Genomic DNA, 18280 nt, shown 5'->3' with positions numbered 1-18280 from the left:
CGCTCAGTCCGCACGCTTCAGTTCGGAGTGGCTCTTCAGCACATGGTCGCCGTCGGCCTGTTCGATGAGGTAGGCGGGCTCGTCGGGCGATGCCTTGCGTTTGACCAGTGTCCTTGATCCGCGCTTCACGTGGCTGCTGAAACTCTCGCTCAAGTCGCCCGGAACATCGGAAGATCCGCTGCATTGATAGGAGACGGTTTGCGACCCGCTTCACGGATTAGACGTGCGCCCTGCAGTTAAAGACGTATGGGACTTGGTGCGAGAAAGCGTGGTTGGCTTTGTCAACGACAATGCCCTTAGCCATGGCGCGGCGATGGCGTTTTATGCCGCCACGTCGCTGGCCCCGGTTCTGATAATCGTCGTCGCGATAGCTGGCATCGCTTTTGGTCATGACGCGGCACAGTTGGCCTTGTCTGCTCAGATATCGGGGCTGATGGGCCGGGAAAGCGCGGCGCTGCTTCAGACGGCGCTCGAAGGGGCATCCAGCAAATCATCGGGGACCCTGGCGGCCCTCATCGGCGTGGCCACGCTGCTCGTCACCGCCTCCGCGGTGTTTGGCGAGATGCAGCAGGCCCTGAATGCAATATGGAAGGTTGAAGCGAAAGGGGGTTCGCTGTCGCGTCTGTTGCGCGCGCGTGCGGCAAGTCTGGGCCTGGTCGCCGCCCTCGGCTTCATGTTGCTGGTATCCCTGGCGGCGAGCGCGGCGATCTCGGCTCTGGGCAGCGTGATCAGCGCTTATCTGCCGTTCGGCCAATTTGTTCTGAGCGCCATCAACACCCTGATTTCCTTTTCCCTGATCTCCGTGATGTTTGCCGCGATCTACAAGGTGCTGCCGGACCGTGCCTTGCAATGGCGGGATGTCGGGATCGGTGCCGTGGTGACCGCCGCTCTGTTCACGTTGGGAAAGTCGCTTATCGGCTGGTATATCGGCACGAGTGCGATCGCATCGTCCTATGGTGCGGCCGGAGGGCTGCTCGTCATACTGCTCTGGGTCTATTATTCATCGGAAATCTTTCTGCTCGGGGCGGAGTTGACGCGCGCCTATTCCGTTCGACGGGGGAGCAGGTCCGACCTGGTCGGGTTGGTTCAAAATGCTCCGGCTCCGGAAAGCCTTGTTCCAATGCACCGAAGCCCCGGCTCTTCGGGCTTCGTCCCCTTGTTGGCGGTGGCGTGCGTGAGCGCGACGATGACAGCCTTTCTGCTGGGGCCTCGTCGTCCGTAGATCCTGCCGCGGTCGCAAGGCTGCTTTCCTTCTACGGCGCGACGGGAAGGGACACGGCTGGCAACCTCGCCGCATCTGCGGCGTTGGACTCCTCGAGGGAACCATTCCGATCGGAGACGCCAGATGAAAATGCTCCTGACCATGGTCGCCGTCGCGCTGACCGCCGTCGCGCCCGCCGCCCTTGCCCAGACGAACGGCACCAATTCGAACGCGGTCGCGCCCATGTTGCCCGACAGCAAGGTCGACACCCCGACCTTTGTCGGCACAGTGCCCAGTGCCAATGAATTCGAGATCCAGTCGAGCAAGCTGGCCGAACAGAAATCCGCCTCGGCCGACGTCAAGGCCTTCGCCGGCCAGATGATCAAGGACCACACCAAGGCCGGCGAGGACTTCAAGCAGGCGCTGAGCAAGGGGCAGACCACCGCCTCGATCAAGCCCGCCGGACCCGCGCTGCAGCCCAAGGACCAGCAGATGCTGGACCAGCTGAAAGCCGCCAGCGGCAAGGCGCTCGATGAGAAATACGTCATGATGCAGACCGAGGCGCACAAGCAGGCGGTCGCCCTGTTCAGCACCTATGCGAAATCGGGCGACGACCCCGCGCTGAAGGAATTCGCCAAGAAGACGCTGCCAACGCTGAAGATGCACGAGAAGCACGTGAAGGAACTCGGCGCGGCGCATTAGGGGGCGGTGGCCAGGGCGAGAACGGTTCGAGATCCGCGCTCTACGGCGCCCCCCTCTGTCCTGCCGGACATCTCCCCCTCAAGTGGGGAGATTGGCGGCTTCGGCGCCGGCTCTCTTCCTGGCGCTGTTGAAAATTGGCGAAAGCAGCGACAACAGCCAATCTCCCCCCAAAGAGGGGGAGATGTCCGGCAGGACAGAGGGGGGCGCCGTAGGGCGCTACGTCGGATACGCCCAGGCAAAACGCGCAACTTGGCCCTGTGCCTCCACCGGCCATGCGCTACACTGCCCGCCATCACCCTCGGGAGCACCCCATGCCCAAGATCGATCTCGCATTCGTGCCCGTGCGCAAGGGCTCGGGCTACCCCGCACCCTTCGACGCCCCGTGCGCCGACCGCACGCGCCGGCGCCTCGGCGATGCCGGCGGGCTTACCGATTTCGGCGTCAACCTGATGACATTGCCACCCGGCGGCTGGTCGAGCCAGCGTCACTGGCACAGCCACGAGGACGAGCTCGTCTATGTCTTGGAAGGCGAACTGGTGCTGGTCGAGGATGGCGGCGAGACGCTGCTGAAGGCCGGCGACAGTGCTGCCTTCGCCAAGAACAGCGGCAACGGCCATCACATGATCAATTGCTCGCCGGTTACGGCACGCTACCTGGAAGTCGGCTCGCGCTCTCCGGACGATGTCATCACTTGCTCCGACATCGACATGATGAGCCCGAGTTCGGACGGGCGGTTTTTGCACAAGGATGGCACGCCGTATCCGGGGCAGGGGTGAGGGCAATCGCATAGGGCGGCGCTAGCCCCCTCTCCGTCCGCTACGCGGCCACCTCTCCCCCATTTCATGGGGGCGAGGAAGCGCCAGCCGCTGATGTCGCGATCCTTGAAAAGCCTGGGTTCCTCGCCCCCGCAAAGCGGGGGAGAGGTGGCCGCGTAGCGGACGGAGAGGGGAGCACCTTATGCGATTAGCTTGGGCAGGGGTGACGCCTGGACCACATCCCGCCGCTGGCGTTCGCCCGGCAGCCCGCTAAGCTCCCTGCCAACCCAGGGAGGACACCCATGAAGAAAGAAGTCATCGAAGTGCCCGTCATGTCGGACAAGGTGCGGACGCTCGGCCTGCCCTGTTCGACGGCGGTGAGGGCCAACGGTTTCGTGTTCATCTCGGCGACGCCGCCGGTGGACATGGTGACCGGCGAGATGGTGCGCGGCGACATCGAGGTCCAGACCGAGGCCTCGCTGAAGGCGCTGAAACACTGCCTGGAAGCGGCCGGCACCTCGCTGGAAAACGTCGTGATGGTGCGCATCTACGCCGTCAATTCCGGCTTCTACAATGCGATAAACAGGGTGTATGCCCGGTATTTCAACGTGAACCCACCGGCAAGGAGTTTCGTGCCGGTGGCGTCGTGGCCGATGGAGTTTGATATCGAGATTGAGTGCGTGGCGGTGGGGTGAGGGAGCGCAGCGGACGAAAAGCTAATTGCTTGGCCTTTCGCGCCTCGAATGCCCTGAGCCTGAGCAGGGTTGGAGCGCATAGCGTAAATTTTCACTTGTCTTTCAAGTAAACTCGTCCTCAATTCCTGTCGGGGATAGGGAGGGTGAGTCATTGAATAAATTACCGAAGAAATTTGTCGAACGCGTTGCGTCGAACCTGAAGAAGTACCAGCGGATTGCGTTGGCTCAGCAAAAATCCGATGTAGCCGAGGCTGATACGGTTACCTTGGTCAAGGACATCCTCGCCGATGTTTTTGGCTATGACAAATATGACGAACTGACATCGGAACATCAGATCAAGGCGACGTACTGTGATCTCGCGATCAAGATCGCAGGAAAGCTGCGATTGCTTGTCGAAGTGAAATCGGCAGGCAGCAGCTTGGCGGATAATCACCTAAGGCAGGTTATCGATTATGGGGCTCACCAAGGCATTCACTGGGTGATCCTGACCAATGCGGTCGAATGGCGGCTGGTCCGTATCTATGTGGCAAACCAGATCAGCCACGAAGAAGTTTGCCGCATAGTAGTCGCGGATATGAATCCCAAAAATGAGGATCACCTACAGTGCCTCTTCCTGTTCGCCAAGGAAGGACTGACGACCGATGCGATGGATGCTTTTCATCAGCAGGCCCAGTTGTTTAACAAGTTTACAGTTTCGGCGATCATCCGGTCGGACCCAGTGATTTCGGTAGTGCGTAGGGAAATCCGGAGGCTCTTTCCCGATATTAGGGTCGGCAACGAGAATCTATCGCTGATGGTTGAAAATGAAGTGATCAAGCGGGACACGATCGAAGGCGACAAGGCTAAGGAAGCTGTCGCTAGGATGCGAAAGGCTATGAATAAGCTGGAAAGAGCGAAGGCCAAGGCTACGAAAGTTGTTGTCGCCGATGTCGCGAGCTAGGCTCCAAAAAGCACCTGAGACCTCTGTGGGTTGCCCGCATGGGTGGAGTGGCGATGTTCGCCGTCTTTGCCGCGTTGCCCCGACTGGCAGCCGCCGAATGCCCGGATATTCCCATGGCTGTGGCCGGTCCTATGACCGGGGATTGGGCACTCATGGGCGACGAAATGCGGCTGGGTACTTCGCGAAAGGCGATCGGCGCGAGCCTGACGTCGCGATGTACGTCTGGACGAAACAGGCGAACGGTGGCCTGTCGCTGGAGTCGATAAAATAGGGCCGCTTGGCAGTCTAATTTGAGATGTAAGCGCTGCCCCTCATCCGCCTGCCGGCACCTTCTCCCCGTTGAACGGGGAGAAGAGAGCCAATCACCTCAAGCAAAATACTCCTGCAGCGGCCTGACCTCCAGGCTCCCCGCCTTCAGCGCTGCGATCGCCTCCGCCACCGCAGCCGCCCCCGACAGCGTCGTGTAATACGGCACCTTCTGCATCAGCGTCGCCCGCCGCAGCGACTTCGAGTCCGACACCGCCTTCTGACCGTCGGTCGTGTTGAAGACGATCTGGACCTGGCGGTTGCGGATGGCGTCTTCGATGTGGGGGCGGCCTTCCAGGACTTTGTTGATCTTCTGGGCGTCGACGCCGTTTTCGGCGAGGAAGCGTTGCGTGCCCGAGGTGGCCAGCACCTTGAAGCCGAGGCCGGCGAGGCGCTTGACCGCCGGCAGGATACCTTTCTTGTCCTCGTCGCGGACCGAGACGAACAGCGTGCCGGAGCGGGGCAGGTCGACGCCGGCTCCGAGCTGGCTCTTGGCGAAGGCGAGCGCGAAATCGCGGTCGAGGCCCATGACCTCGCCGGTCGAGCGCATTTCGGGCCCAAGCAGAATATCGACGCCAGGGAAGCGGGCGAAGGGGAAGACGGCTTCCTTGACCGCGATGTGGCCGGGGTTCCTGGGGTCGGGCATGGCGCCGTAATGGGCGAAGGCGTCTTCCAGCGTCTCGCCGGCCATGATGCGGGCGGCGATTTTCGCTATAGGCCGGCCGATGGTCTTGGCGACGAAGGGCACGGTGCGCGACGCCCGCGGGTTGACCTCCAGCACATAGACCGTGCCGTCCTTGATCGCGTACTGCACGTTCATCAGTCCGCCGACATTGAGCGCGCGGGCGAGCGCCGCCGTCTGCCGCTCCAGCTCGTCGACGAGGTCCGAGGGCAGCGAGTGAACCGGCAGCGAGCAGGCGCTGTCGCCCGAATGGATGCCGGCTTCCTCGATGTGTTCGAGAATGCCCGACACGAAGGTCGCCTTGCCGTCGCAGAGGCAGTCGACATCGACCTCGATGGCGCCGGAGAGATAGGTGTCGAACAGCAGCGGGTTCTTGCCCAGCAGCGTGTTGATCTGGCCGGTCTTGTCGTTGGGGTATTTCTGCTTGATGTCCTCCGGGACCAGGCCGGGCACGGTGTCGAGTAAATAGGACTGCAGCATGCCCTCGTCATGGATGATCTGCATGGCGCGGCCGCCCAGCACATAGGAGGGGCGCACCACTAAGGGGAAGCCGAGCTCGCCGGCGACGAGGCGGGCCTGCTCGACCGAATAGGCGATGCCGTTCTTCGGCTGGCTGAGGTTCAGCTTGTGCAGGAGTTTCTGGAAGCGATCGCGGTCTTCGGCGAGATCGATCATGTCGGGCGAGGTGCCGAGGATCGGAATGCCGGCCTTCTCCAGCGCGTCGGCCAGCTTCAGCGGCGTCTGGCCGCCGAACTGGACGATGACGCCGACCAGCTCGCCCGAGGCCTGCTCGGCGCGCAGGATCTCCAGCACGTCCTCCGCCGTCAGCGGCTCGAAATAGAGCCGGTCCGAGGTGTCGTAGTCGGTCGACACGGTTTCGGGGTTGCAGTTGATCATGATCGCTTCATAGCCGGCGTCGCGCAGCGCGAACGCGGCGTGGCAGCAGCAATAGTCGAACTCGATGCCCTGGCCGATGCGGTTCGGCCCGCCGCCAAGGATGACGACCTTCTTGCGCGCCGAGACCTGCGCCTCATCGGCGAGCGCGCCGGCGAAGGGCACTTCATAGGTCGAGTACATGTAGGCGGTGGGCGAGGCGAATTCGGCGGCGCAGGTGTCGATGCGCTTATAAACCGGATGAACGTCGAGCTTTTCGCGAGTCTTCTGAATCACTTCGGCGTCGGTCTTCGTCAGTGACGCGAGGCGGGCGTCGGAGAAGCCCATCGCCTTCAGCATGCGCAGATTGACGGCGTCGCCTGGAATGCCGTGCTCGCGGATGCGGGCTTCCATGGCGACGATACCGGCGATCTGTTCGAGAAACCACGGGTCGATCTTGCACATGGCGTGCACGTCTTCCAGCGACGTGCCCATGCGGATCGCCTGCGCCACCATGCGCAGCCGGTCGGGCGTCGGCGTGCCCAGAGCGGCGCGGATGGCGTTGCGGTCGTCAGCGCTGTTGGTTGCGCCGAGGCCGGGAATTTCGATCTCGTCGAGGCCGGTGAGGCCGGTCTCGAGACCGCGCAGCGCTTTCTGCAGCGATTCCTGAAAAGTGCGGCCGATGGCCATGACTTCGCCGACCGACTTCATGGCCGTGGTCAGCACCGGCTCGGCGCCGGGGAATTTTTCAAACGCAAAGCGCGGGATCTTGGTCACGACATAGTCGATGCTCGGCTCGAACGAGGCGGGCGTGGCGCCGCCGGTGATGTCGTTCTCCAACTCGTCCAGCGTGTAGCCGACGGCAAGTTTGGCGGCGATCTTGGCGATCGGGAAGCCGGTCGCCTTGGAGGCGAGCGCGGACGAGCGCGAGACCCGCGGGTTCATCTCGATGACGACGAGACGGCCATCGGCCGGATTGACGGCGAACTGTACGTTGGAGCCGCCGGTCTCGACGCCGATCTCGCGCAGCACCGCGATCGAGGCGTTGCGCATCATCTGGTATTCCTTGTCGGTCAAGGTCAGCGCCGGGGCGACGGTAATGCTGTCGCCCGTGTGCACGCCCATCGGGTCGATGTTCTCGATCGAGCAGACGATGATGCAATTGTCCGCTCTGTCGCGGACGACCTCCATCTCATACTCCTTCCAGCCCAGCACGCTCTCCTCGATCAGCACTTCGGTGGTCGGCGAGGCGTCGAGGCCGGACTGGACGATGTCGTAGAATTCGGCCCTGTTGTAGGCGATGCCACCGCCGGTGCCGCCCATGGTGAAGGACGGGCGGATGATGGCCGGCAGACCGACATGGTCGAGGGCCTGGGCGGCGATCGCCATGCCATGGCTGATGTAGCGCTGCTTGCGGTCGCCTTCGCCGAGGTTCCAGCGGGTTTCCAGCGCATCGAGTTCGGCGTCCAGATTGTCCGGCTTCTCGGCCTTCAGCGCGGCCCGCTCGGCCTCATGCGTCTTGCGGTCGGCGTTCTTGACGTCGGTGGCGTTGGCCAGCATCGACTTCGGCGTCTCCAATCCGATCGTCTTCATCGCCTCGCGAAACAGCGCGCGGTCCTCTGCCTTGTCGATGGCATGCGCGTCGGCGCCGATCATCTCGACATTATAGCGCTCGAGCACGCCCATGCGGCGAAGCGACAAAGCGGTGTTGAGCGCGGTCTGGCCGCCCATGGTCGGCAGCAGCGCGTCGGGCCGCTCCTTGGCGATGATCTTGGCGACCACTTCTGGGGTGATCGGCTCGATATAGGTGGCGTCGGCCAGTTCCGGGTCGGTCATGATGGTGGCCGGGTTGGAATTGACCAGGATGACGCGAAATCCCTCTTCCTTCAGCGCCTTGCAGGCCTGGGTGCCGGAATAGTCGAATTCGCAGGCCTGGCCGATGACGATGGGGCCGGCCCCGATGATCAGGATCGACTTGATGTCGGTGCGTCTGGGCATGTCTATGAATTCCGTTCGGCAGCGGGCTTGCACAAAAAACCGGGACGGGAAGACCCGGCCGGTTGTGCTCGCGATTCTGGTATCAGGCTAGGAGGGCCTTATAGGGAAGAGTTTTGCCCGATGTAACCCCGAAAATGCGGGATTGGGCGGGGCTGCACAGGCTGGGCGCGCGCGTTGGGTTTGAATGGGTATCTTGCAGTGCGTTGGCGCTGCCCCTCACCTGCCTGCCGGCATCCTCTCCCCGTATAGCGACGGGGAGAGGGGTGCTGCCGTCGCCGGTGTCGCCAATCACCGCTGTTGCAAGAAGAGCGCAAGGTTGCGGCCAGCATCTTTCTCCCCGTCATTATACGGAGAGAAATGCCCGGCAGGGCAATGAGGGCGGCGCAAACCCCAGCAATCAGGCAGCCACGGCAAAAGTCGCCGAACTCTAATCCCCCAGCACCACCGTGTCCGTGATCTCGAACCGCTCCGACACGCCGATGCGGATCATGTTAAGTTTGCCTTCCCGGGTGAAGCGGAAGTCGCTGCCGGCGTCCGAGCTTGCCGGCAGGCCGGCAGCGAAGGAGATGACGCGGCTGCCGCCATCGGGCCAGGTCACGGTGACGTCGGCCTTGTCCGTGCCCTTGCGCGTCACGCTCGCCGCGCAAGGCGCCATGGGCTGTCCAACGTAGCGGGCGCAGGGAATTTGCAGGCCGGCATCGCCGGCCGTGGCCCCGGTTGGCTCTTCGGCCGCGGGTCCGTTTCCAGCCGCAGCCAGCGCCAGGCCATAGGCATCCTGCATGGCGATCTCCGCCGCGGATTTCGGCGGGGCTTCGGGGCTGGCTGGTTGGTTCGCATCACCCAGCCGAGCGGTCAGGTCGGGTGCATCGGGCGTCGCGGCGGCGTCGGTGGCCATGGCGGGCGTATCCGCGGCCTCGTCAGGCACGGTCGCCGGATTGACGGGAACGAGGTAGCGCGCGGGAGCCCAGCCGGTGGCTTTGGGATTGTCAGACTCGATCTTGCACCAGGGATGACCGTCAATGTCGTTGCAGCCGAGATTCCGTACGCTCGCACCGGCCGCCAGGCGGGCCTCGGTCTTGCCGATCGCCGACGGCTTGGCGCGCACATTGAGCAGGTCGTCGGGGGCGAGCCCGGTGACAACGGAGATAAAGGGACCTTCTTCCGCATGGGCCGGGACAACAGCCGGCCACGCCGCCATCAGCAGCGGAACCGCAACCAGCGCATGCAAACCTGTTCGGAGCGTAACTGTGCGCCTCATTATCTGGCCGTGCGCCGATACTCGAAATTCCATGCCGCGGCCATCTTGCCGCATGTTCGGCCGGTTTTATAGGGGACGATGGGCCGCCATGTAAGCCCGAAAATTGTTGCGAAGCCTTGGTATAGGCGGTGCTGGCTTGGGCGGTATTGACGCCCGCCGTCCATCGGATACGCTTCGAGCGTGTGCGGGGACCTACATGGCCGGGGACGGATATTCGCCAATCATCAAAGGCATTTTCATTGCGGAAGCGATTGTTGGAAGCATAGCGCTGATCGCCTTCCTCTGGACAGGAAAAGGCGTCGCACTAATTTATGGACGCGGTGTTTTCCTCATAGACCGGACCGAAAGCCCCTATCTCTATTGGAGCGGACTAGCGGTGATTTTAGCTGGTTTCGTGGCGTTTCCGATCTGGTCTCTCTACCGGAAGCCGCGAAGGCGCTGAGAAGACTTACCGGCCCTGTCTAGTTCCATCGAATGAGTGGCGGCATCCTGACAGGTGCTGCCCAGCCGAAGGAGAATGCCTACAGCACTTGTGCAGGCAGGATGCTTACGGCATGAATCCCGTCCTGAGCGCGTGCGCCCGTTCCGGGCGTCCCGCCTGTTCAGCCTGCCGTGCCGCCGCCTCGTGGTCGTACTCGACGGCGATCGTCTCGAAGCGATCCGGCTGGCCGGCGCCGCCCAAGGTAACGATGTCGTAGCGGGCTAAGCGCATTTTCGAGGGGGCTCCACAGGCTGGCGAAGGACTGGTCGAAAGGGCGACCCTGACAGGGACATGAGTTCCTCCCGCTTCGCGAGGGAAAGGAAATGCGTCAGGCCGACACTTCGATGTCGTGGCCGCCGACGGCCGGCAGGGCGGCGTCGTCCGCGGCCGCGGCGATGACGCTGTCGAGTAGGCCGGGGAAGCGGGCGTCGAGATCGGCGCGGCGCAGCGTGATCATGCGGTTGGTGCCGACCACTTCGGCGCGGGTCACACCGGCCTCACGCAGTTTGGCGAGGTGGTAGCTCAGATTGGTCTTGGAACCGAGATCGAGGAAGCGGCTGCAGTTCAGCGGCACGCCTTCCTTGCTGGCGAGATAGCGCACGATCGCAAGCCGCGTCGGGTCGCCGAGCACGCCGAGCACAATGGGCAGGCTGATCTGGTCCGTGTTAGGGTGTGGCAAGGTCATGGCTGGAACCTAAGCACAGTTCGGGCCGATTTCAACGCGTCGATCCTGCCCGGTCCATACACACTGTTTCTCCACTTCATGGCCGTCCTGACACAGGGCTGTCAGCATGGTTATGCTATTTTTGCCTGGCTTCATTGACATGATGCCCTTTTATGTCCAATTGTTCAATAACTTTTGAACTAAGGACGCTTTCCCATGGACAAGAGAATTTTCTGGCTCGCGCTCGGATCGTTTGCGATCTCGACCGAAGGCTTCGTCATCTCCAGCCTCCTTCCCGATATCGCCAGGGATGCCGGCATCTCGGTGCCGCTCGCCGGCTCGCTGATCACCGCTTTCGCGCTCGCCTATGCCGTGGGCACGCCGATCCTGGCGACGCTGACCGGCGAATGGGACCGGCGCCGCGTGATCCTGTGGACGCTGGTGTTCTTCGTCGTCGGCAATGTCGTCGCCGCCTTGAGCTCCTCCTTCGAAGTGCTGCTTGTCGCACGCATCATCATGGCGCTGTCGTCGGGCCTGTTCGCGGCGACCGCGCAAGGCACGGCGGTGGCGCTGGTGGACGATCATCACCGCGCCCGTGCCATCGCCGTCGTCGTCGGCGGCACCACGGTGGCCGTCGCTGTCGGTGCACCGCTTGGCGCGCTTGTCGCGGCCATCGCCGGCTGGCGTGGCACCTTCTATGCCATTGCCGGCCTTGGCGCGCTGTCCGGCGCCATCCTGTGGTACCGCCTGCCGCGCGGCATCATCGGCACCAGGCTGCCGCTGAAGCGCCGGCTGGCGGCCGCCATGCGTCCCGGCGTGATGCCGATCCTGGTGACGACATTGTTGGCGCTGGTCGGTGCCTTCACCGTCTTTGCCTATGTCGCGCCGCTTGCCATCGAAGGCGGCGGGCTGAGCGAGATCGCGCTGCCCGGCATGCTGCTCGCCTTCGGCGTCGGCGCCGTCGTCGGCAACATTGCAGGCGGCCAGGCGGCCGACCGTTTCGGCGCCACGCGCACCGTCGGCTGGTCGCTGGCGTTGAGTGCGGCCATGCTGATCATGCTGTCGGTCATCCCGACCTTCCTGCCGCAGCACATTGCCGGACCGGCGCTGATGGCGATGATGGTGCCGTGGGGCATCGTCGGCTGGGCGTTCCCGCCGGCGCAGGCCAGCCGCATCATCAAGCTGGCGCCGGACGCCGCTCCAATCGTGCTGTCGCTCAATGGTTCGGCGCTCTATCTCGGCGTGGCGGTGGGCGCGGTGGTCGGTGGTGGCGTGCTGCGCTACGGCGCGCCCGCCGATCTCGGCCTGGTCGCGGCGGTATTTCCGATCGTCGGGCTCGGCATCGTGCTGGCGGGGCGGGTGTTTGCCCGGGCCGTCACCATGCCGGCGGAATAAGGCCGGCTCCGAGGCTTGCATCCTTGTTTTTTCGCGGCCGCTTCTTCAGCTGGAAGGAGTGGCCGCGGGCAATTCCAGCTTCAACGCAGCCACTTCATCGAGTGTGGCCCGCAGTTTCGCGGCCTGCTCCGCGCCAATCATGGCCTCGAATTGCCGCTGGGCGACGCTCCATAGCTTGATCGCCTCGTCGAGCTTGGCCTGTCCTGATGACGTCAGCCGTACGCGCTTGACGCGGCGATCGTCCTTGTCGGGGAAGGTTTCGACATAGCCGTCGCGGACCAGGGGCTTCAGCGTGTGGCCGAGCGCCGACAGATCCATGATCAGCGCCTCGGCAATTGCTCCCATCGCCGGCTCGCTGCCGACACTGATCTGGAACAGCAAGCCGAACTGCGTGCCCTTCAGGCCGGAAGGCGCCAGCGCGTCGTCGTAGAACCGGCCGAGCCTGCGTGCGGTGCGCCGCAAGGTGGCATTGTTGCAACGGCTAAATCCGTCAGCTTCACTCATGGTCGCTCCTTGTGGAGCATCTCCGGCGAAACGCATCGCCTCCAATGCTCTGTCTTGTACGCAATTCCGGACGCAAAACCGCTGGGCACTTGCTGGAATTGTCTGGCAGGTGCGCCAGCCTGCCGCAGAAATAGTTTTCGCCGCCGCCGTTGACAAGATGGTGGCATATACCTATTTCGCGGAAAGTGGCGTATACCACTAATTCGAATAACAGCCTGGCCGGCCGATTTATCCACCGGGGCCGAAGACAGCGAACACAAGGAACGTGACAATGAGCAAGAATGACAACAAGGGCACGGCGGTCGTCACCGGCGCTTCATCGGGGATCGGCGCCGTCTATGCCGACCGTCTGGCGGGGCAGGGCTACGACCTGGTGCTGGTGGCGCGCCGTGCCGACCGGCTGCAGGCGCTGGCCGAGAAGTTGCGCCATGACCACGGCCGCAACGTGAGCGTGATCAGCGCCGATCTGTCCGACGACGGCGATGTGCGCCGTGTCGAGCAGTCGATATCAGCCGACGAAACCGTGACGCTGCTGGTCAACAATGCCGGCCTTGGCGGTCAGGCAGTGGTGGCAACCGCCGATGCCGACGCGGCCGAGCGCATGATCAAGGTCAATGTCGTGGCTCTGACCCGGCTGACGCGTGCCGTGCTGCCTGGGCTCCTGGCGCGCAACCGGGGCGGGATCGTCAACATCGCCTCGGTCCTGGCCTTCGACACCTCGTTCGGCGGCATCTACAGCGGCACCAAGGCCTATGTCGTCAACTTCACCGAAGCCCTGCATCGCGAGGTCGCGGGCACCGGAGTGACGGTGCAGGTGGTGCTGGCGGGCGCGACCCGGACCGATTTCTGGGAGCTTTCCGGCGGTGATATCGACCAGCTGCCGAAGGAGATCGTCATGACCGCCGACGATATGGTCGACGCCGCCCTTGTCGGCCTGGCCAGGGGCGAGGCCGTCACCGTGCCGGCGCTTGCCGACACGGGAAAGCTGGACACATTCCTAGGCGCCCGCCAGGCCTTCTATGGCAGCCTGCACGCCGACAAGCCGGCCCCGCGCTACGCGGCTTAGGCTGACGTGGCGGCCGGCCGTCAGGCCGTCCGCCACATCGGGATGATCGAGGCGGCGAGCACCAGCGCCAGCACGATGTTGAGCGCGCGCCATTGCCACTCGGTTTTGAGCAGCCTGGCCAGCACCATGCCGGCGATGCACCAGACGGACAGCGAGATGGCAGCGGTGAGGCCAAAGGTCGAGCCGAGCAGCAGTGCGAGTTGTCCGGGTCCGTCGGCGAGGGCGGCGAACGAAGCCGCCGCGCCCAGGCCCATCGCCCAGCCTTTGGGATTCATCCACTGGATGCCGGCGCCGCCCAGGAAGCTGTTCGGTTTGGCCATGGTGACGTCAAGGTTGGGTGGCCCTGCGCGACCGATCTTGATCGCCAGCCACAGAAGATAAAGCGAGCCGATCACCTTCATCGCCAGTTGCAGCGAAGGCACCGCAAGCAGCAGGCTGGCGAGGCCGGCGGCGGCCGCCCCCGTCACGGTAGCGAGGCCGGCGGCGCTGCCGATCATCAGCGGTACCGAACGGCGAAAACCGAACTGCGCTCCGGAAGCGGTCGACAAGGTCGTGGCGATGCCGGGCGTGGCGGTAGCCACGAAGGCAAACAGGATGAGCGGCAGGATCGGCTGGAGCATGTAGCATCCTTTGTCAAAGGCTTCATGGTAGACTGAGCGTGACATCAGTAAATGCAATGTTTGCGATGATGATCATTAGCATTTATAATGCTGATGATGATCCGCAATCTCGATACCAGTCTCATGCGCACCTTCGTCACCGTCGCCGACAAGGCCAGCATGACGGCGGCGGCCAACGCGCTGCACCTGACTCAGGGCGCGGTCAGCCAGCAGGTCAAGCGGCTGGAAGACACGCTCGGCTGCGGGCTGTTCGAGCGCGACCGGCGCGGTCTGCGGCTGACCCATTCCGGCGAGCGACTGTTCGACAAGGCAAGGCGCCTGCTCAGCCTCAATGACGAGATATGGACCGAGATGGTGGGGAGCGCTGTCGCCGGACAGGTGCGGCTCGGCGTTCCCTACGACCTTGTCGGCACCTTGCTGGCTCCCGTCCTGAAGGCCTATGCCGAGGCCTATCCGAAGGTCGAGATATCGCTGGTCTGCGCCTCCTCGCCGGAACTGGCGGCGGCACTGGCGGCCGGAACCATCGACCTCGCGGTAATCGAGGAGCGGGTCGGCCCGACCTCTGGCGAATGCCTGGCCATCGATCGGTTGGTCTGGGTCGGCGCAAGGGGTGGGGTGGCTCGCGCCAAGCGGCCATTGCCCGTCTCGATCGTTGCCGACACCTGCGCCTTCCGGCCGGTGGTGCTGGCGGCACTTAACGAGCATGGGCTGGAATGGCGCAGCGTGTTCGAGAACGGCAACATCGACGCGACGACGGCGACGGTGCGTTCCGACCTCGCCGTCACCACATGGCTCGCTGCCACCGTGCCAGCCGATCTCGACATATTGCCGTTCGACAGCGGCCTGCCGCCGCTGCCGAATTTTGCCATCAACCTGCACCTGCCGAGGCATGGCGTGAGCACGGCGGCGCAGGAATTCGCACGCCATATACGCGATGGGCTGGCGCGGCGATCGCAGGCTGCCTGATGCCCGAATTTACTTCCAGTTCTTGCGCCGCTCGAGTTCGGCCGGGGATGGCTCGCCCGTGACAAAGGAGCCCACCTTGATTTCGCCCGCGCGCTCATAGGTCGCGATGATGACGCCGGTGGTCGAAGTCTGCGATTTGACAAGCTTGAAAGCGGCCGGCATCGCGGCCTCGCCGAACAGCCGCTTGCCCTTGCCCAGCAACAGCGGGAAGATCATCAGCCGGATCTCGTCGATCAGCCCGTTGGCGAGCAGGGTCTGAATGAGATCGCCAGATCCCTGGATGAGCAGGTCAGGTCCATCTTCCTGCTTGAGGCGACGCAAAGCCGTGATGATATCGGGCCCAAGCGCGTGCGTGTTCTGCCAGGTCAAAGTATCCGGCCGATGGGTCGCCACATACTTGGTCGCGGGGTTGAACGCATCCGCGATCGGATCTTTCTGGTAGGGCCAGTACGCGGCGAAGATGTCGTAGGTTCTGCGGCCGAGCAGCAGGGCGAAGGGTTTGGAGAACAATTCCTCCATTGCCGCGCCTCCCACCTCGTCAAAATAGTGGAACGTCCAGCCGCCGAATTCGAAGCCACCGACCGGATCCTCTTCCGGCCCTCCCGGCGCCTGCATGACGCCATCGAGGCTGACGAAGGTCGCGGCGATGATCTTTCTCATTGTGCTCTCCCTTGCTTGCGGCCACGCCATCGCGGCCGGACTTCAACCCAAGGACGGAGCAACCGCGCCCGTCCCGACAAAGGCCGCGAGATTTGGTCCGCCCTCGATAGGTCAGCCGCGGACGCTCACGGCTTTCGACGAGAACCAGACATGCTCGAAGATCGCCGTGGCGGTGCGGTCCGGCTGCCTGTCCTCGACCAGCCAGATCGAGCGGCTGCGCGTGGCCTGCTCGCGTGTCGGGATCTTCGCCGCAAGATCCGCGAGCGAGGCGCCGAAGCATGGGATGAACCAGGCACGCATGAACGGATCGCAGGCAAAGCCCTTTTCGGTGCGGGTCACCAGCATCGCCAGCGGGACGCGCTCGGCGGGACGCCAGGGGAAGATCATGCGGCCGCCGGGGCGCAACGCTTTCAGCCATCCGGCGGGAGGGGCGACGACACCGGCATTGACATAAATGATGTCGGACGGCGGCAGCGGCGACGTCACGGCATCGCCATGGACAATGGTCGCATTGCCGTAGGTTTCGAGATTCTTGCGCGCCAACCCGGCCAGGTTTTCGTCGATCTCAAAGGCGGTGACGGTGCCGCCTGGCGAAACCAGTTTGGCCAGCAAAGCCGTGTAGTAACCGCTGCCGGCGCCGATATGCGTGATGGCCTCACCAGGCTTTGGTGCGAGTTTTCCGATCCACATGGCGTGCAGAAAGGGCTCGCCATTGTTGATGCCCTTGTCGGTATCGAGCGCCACCAGAACGTTCTGGCAGATGTGGGCCGGATCGGCGCTTGGCGTGGTGACCGTGCCGTTGCCGGTGATGACCGTCCATGGGCCGGGGCCGAGGAAGGCCTCGCGCGGTACGCTGGCGAACACCTCTTCCAGGCGGGTCCGATGAGGCGGCGTTGACCGCCATCAGCCGCGCGTAGAATGTCCGGATGTCCTCGAGGTCGCTCATGGCATCGGGAAGATAGCGCGATCCGGCGGTTTGTCCCGTGATTAAACGGAACTTCAGCCAACCCCGAACATGGTGTCGTAGAGCAGCTTGAAATTGAGCACCAGGATGATTGCCGCGACCACCCAGGCCAGTGCGGCGACGCCGCGCGGGATGGCGAGATTGCCCATCTTCTTCTTGTTGGACACGAACTGCACCAGCGGGACGACCGCGAAAGGCAGCTGCATGGACAACACCACCTGGCTGAAGACCAGCAACTGGCCAGTGCCCTTCTCGCCATAGAGCGCGGTGACGACCACCACCGGTATGATGGCGAGGCCGCGGGTCAGCAGGCGCCGCGCCCAGTTGGGGATGCGCAGGCGCAGAAAACCTTCCATGATGATCTGGCCGGCGAGCGTCGCCGTCACCGTCGAATTCAGGCCCGACGCCAGCAGTGCCACGGCGAACAGGATCGAGGCGATGCCGAGGCCAAGCAGCGGCGACAGCAGCTTGAAAGCCTGGTCGATCTCGGCGACATCCTGGTGGCCGGTTTCGTGGAAGGCGACGGCCGCGACGATCAGGATGGCGGCGTTGACGAACAGCGCCAGCATCAGGGCGATGGTGGAGTCCGTCGTCGCCCATTTGATGGCATCGCGTTTTCCGGCCTCCGTGCGCTCATAGGCGCGGGTCTGCACGATCGAGGAATGCAGGTAGAGATTGTGCGGCATCACCGTTGCGCCGATGATGCCGATGGCGATGTAGAGCATCGCCGGATTGGTGACGATTTCGGAGGACGGCACGAACATTGAATGCAGGATCGTGCCGGCCGGCGGGGCGGCAACGAAGATCTGGATGGCAAAGCAGCTGAAGATGATGACCAAAAGCGCGACGACGAAGGCTTCGAGATAGCGGAACCCCTTGTTCATCAGGAGCAGAACCAGGAAAGCGTCGAGCGCGGTGAGCATGGCGCCGCCGATCAGCGGGATGCCGAACAAAAGCTGCAGCGCGATCGCGGTGCCGATCACCTCGGCGAGGTCGCAGGCGATGATGGCGAGTTCGCAGGCGATCCACAGCACGAGATTGACGGGGCGCGGATAGTAGGCGCGGCAGGCCTGGGCGAGGTCGCGGCCGGTGGCGATGCCAAGGCGCGCGGCCAGCGCCTGCAGCAGGATCGCCATCAGGTTGGACAGCATGATGATGAACAAAAGCGTGTAGCCGAACTGCGCGCCGCCGGCGAGGTCGGTCGCCCAGTTGCCCGGGTCCATGTAGCCGACCGAGACCATGTAGCCGGGACCCATGAAGGCGAACAAGCGGCGGAACCAGACGCCTGATGTCGGCACCGCGATGGAGGAGTTGACCTCGCGCAGGCTGGGCTGATCGTCTTCATCCCGTCTGGCGAACCGCCATGCGGACCGGGAGGTTGTGACGTCTGCTTCTGACATGAAAAGGCTTTCCGCGACTTCCGGAGGATGCCCTCAAGGTACGCCATGGCTCAACATTATGCAATAGGCTATATTTCATTGTCGGTGCTTTTTAGCATGTCGCGCTGTGCGTGCGAGGATGACGCCCCCGGAGACGCCGGTTGCGCCTCT

16 protein-coding genes and 3 pseudogenes are annotated in these 18280 nt (G+C 63.6%); 9 read left to right on the top strand and 10 right to left on the bottom strand.

The annotated features are described in order from the left end of the window. Window positions 1-3 precede the first annotated feature (3 nt). A pseudogene (locus LB524_RS19005) lies at window positions 4-189 on the bottom strand (HVA1 family protein); the annotation flags it as partial. Window positions 190-268: 79 nt separating this feature from the next. Between LB524_RS19005 and LB524_RS19000 the strand changes: the two are divergent. The 5 genes from LB524_RS19000 (at window position 269) to LB524_RS18980 (ending at window position 4293) form a co-directional block, all read left to right on the top strand. After that, window positions 269-1222 carry a YihY/virulence factor BrkB family protein gene (locus LB524_RS19000; RefSeq protein WP_411909924.1) on the top strand — a complete coding sequence of 318 codons (954 nt, stop codon included), beginning with the start codon at window positions 269-271 and terminating at the stop codon, window positions 1220-1222. A 123-nt stretch (window positions 1223-1345) separates the two neighbouring features. After that, window positions 1346-1903 carry a DUF4142 domain-containing protein gene (locus tag LB524_RS18995; RefSeq protein ID WP_224529261.1) on the top strand — a complete coding sequence of 186 codons (558 nt, stop codon included), beginning with the start codon at window positions 1346-1348 and terminating at the stop codon, window positions 1901-1903. Window positions 1904-2214: 311 nt separating this feature from the next. Next, complete coding sequence (locus tag LB524_RS18990) at window positions 2215-2679, top strand: cupin domain-containing protein (protein ID WP_224529258.1); 465 nt, start codon at window positions 2215-2217, stop codon at window positions 2677-2679. Window positions 2680-2960: 281 nt separating this feature from the next. After that, on the top strand, window positions 2961-3353 hold the full coding sequence (locus LB524_RS18985; protein ID WP_224529256.1) for a Rid family hydrolase: 393 nt from the start codon (window positions 2961-2963) through the stop codon (window positions 3351-3353). A gap of 151 nt (window positions 3354-3504) precedes the next feature. After that, window positions 3505-4293 carry a type I restriction enzyme HsdR N-terminal domain-containing protein gene (locus LB524_RS18980; RefSeq protein WP_224529253.1) on the top strand — a complete coding sequence of 263 codons (789 nt, stop codon included), beginning with the start codon at window positions 3505-3507 and terminating at the stop codon, window positions 4291-4293. Window positions 4294-4660: 367 nt separating this feature from the next. On the opposite strand, the gene carB is transcribed toward LB524_RS18980, so the two are convergent. Continuing rightward, on the bottom strand, window positions 4661-8152 hold the full coding sequence (gene carB / locus LB524_RS18975) for a carbamoyl-phosphate synthase large subunit (protein ID WP_224529237.1): 3492 nt from the start codon (window positions 8150-8152) through the stop codon (window positions 4661-4663). A gap of 427 nt (window positions 8153-8579) precedes the next feature. After that, window positions 8580-9410 carry an SH3 domain-containing protein gene (locus LB524_RS18970; RefSeq protein WP_224529229.1) on the bottom strand — a complete coding sequence of 277 codons (831 nt, stop codon included), beginning with the start codon at window positions 9408-9410 and terminating at the stop codon, window positions 8580-8582. 196 nt (window positions 9411-9606) lie between these two features. Here LB524_RS18970 and LB524_RS18965 point away from each other — a divergent pair, with 196 nt between their 5' ends. Next, window positions 9607-9852 carry a hypothetical protein gene (locus LB524_RS18965; protein ID WP_224529214.1) on the top strand — a complete coding sequence of 82 codons (246 nt, stop codon included), beginning with the start codon at window positions 9607-9609 and terminating at the stop codon, window positions 9850-9852. A gap of 105 nt (window positions 9853-9957) precedes the next feature. Here LB524_RS18965 and LB524_RS18960 read toward each other — a convergent pair. Then, a pseudogene (locus LB524_RS18960) lies at window positions 9958-10113 on the bottom strand (metallophosphoesterase); the annotation flags it as partial. A gap of 106 nt (window positions 10114-10219) precedes the next feature. Further along, the gene (locus tag LB524_RS18955) at window positions 10220-10576 is read right to left on the bottom strand and encodes an ArsR/SmtB family transcription factor (RefSeq protein WP_140617775.1); all 357 of its coding nucleotides are present in this window, start codon (window positions 10574-10576) and stop codon (window positions 10220-10222) included. A gap of 195 nt (window positions 10577-10771) precedes the next feature. On the opposite strand from LB524_RS18955, the gene LB524_RS18950 reads away from it, so the two are divergent. Beyond that, the gene (locus LB524_RS18950) at window positions 10772-11950 is read left to right on the top strand and encodes an MFS transporter (RefSeq protein ID WP_140617776.1); all 1179 of its coding nucleotides are present in this window, start codon (window positions 10772-10774) and stop codon (window positions 11948-11950) included. A gap of 45 nt (window positions 11951-11995) precedes the next feature. Here LB524_RS18950 and LB524_RS18945 read toward each other — a convergent pair whose 3' ends face one another. Beyond that, on the bottom strand, window positions 11996-12454 hold the full coding sequence (locus LB524_RS18945; protein ID WP_015316193.1) for a MarR family winged helix-turn-helix transcriptional regulator: 459 nt from the start codon (window positions 12452-12454) through the stop codon (window positions 11996-11998). A 271-nt stretch (window positions 12455-12725) separates the two neighbouring features. Here LB524_RS18945 and LB524_RS18940 point away from each other — a divergent pair, with 271 nt between their 5' ends. Continuing rightward, a complete protein-coding gene (locus LB524_RS18940; RefSeq protein WP_224529213.1) occupies window positions 12726-13520 on the top strand; it encodes an SDR family NAD(P)-dependent oxidoreductase in 795 nt (264 codons plus the stop codon). 20 nt (window positions 13521-13540) lie between these two features. On the opposite strand, the gene LB524_RS18935 is transcribed toward LB524_RS18940, so the two are convergent. Continuing rightward, the gene (locus LB524_RS18935; protein ID WP_140713756.1) at window positions 13541-14140 is read right to left on the bottom strand and encodes a LysE family translocator; all 600 of its coding nucleotides are present in this window, start codon (window positions 14138-14140) and stop codon (window positions 13541-13543) included. 96 nt (window positions 14141-14236) lie between these two features. On the opposite strand from LB524_RS18935, the gene LB524_RS18930 reads away from it, so the two are divergent. Continuing rightward, window positions 14237-15106: a LysR substrate-binding domain-containing protein gene (locus tag LB524_RS18930; RefSeq protein ID WP_140713925.1), complete on the top strand. Its 870-nt coding sequence runs from the start codon at window positions 14237-14239 to the stop codon at window positions 15104-15106. 9 nt (window positions 15107-15115) lie between these two features. Here LB524_RS18930 and LB524_RS18925 read toward each other — a convergent pair whose 3' ends face one another. The 3 genes and pseudogenes from LB524_RS18925 to LB524_RS18915 all read right to left on the bottom strand — a co-directional run bounded on the left by LB524_RS18925 (window position 15116) and on the right by LB524_RS18915 (window position 18130). Next, window positions 15116-15766, bottom strand: a complete 651-nt coding sequence (locus LB524_RS18925; RefSeq protein ID WP_140665015.1) for a dihydrofolate reductase family protein — start codon at window positions 15764-15766, stop codon at window positions 15116-15118. A gap of 111 nt (window positions 15767-15877) precedes the next feature. Next, a pseudogene (locus tag LB524_RS18920) lies at window positions 15878-16712 on the bottom strand (protein-L-isoaspartate O-methyltransferase family protein). 53 nt (window positions 16713-16765) lie between these two features. Continuing rightward, window positions 16766-18130: an Nramp family divalent metal transporter gene (locus LB524_RS18915; RefSeq protein ID WP_224529212.1), complete on the bottom strand. Its 1365-nt coding sequence runs from the start codon at window positions 18128-18130 to the stop codon at window positions 16766-16768. Between the last annotated feature and the right edge of the window lie 150 nt (window positions 18131-18280).

It is taken from the genome of Mesorhizobium sp. ESP6-5 (genome assembly GCF_020164695.1).
Lineage (GTDB): Bacteria > Pseudomonadota > Alphaproteobacteria > Rhizobiales > Rhizobiaceae > Mesorhizobium > Mesorhizobium australicum.
Note: the sequence above shows the minus strand (reverse complement) of the source record. Positions and strands in the feature narration are given on the sequence as shown.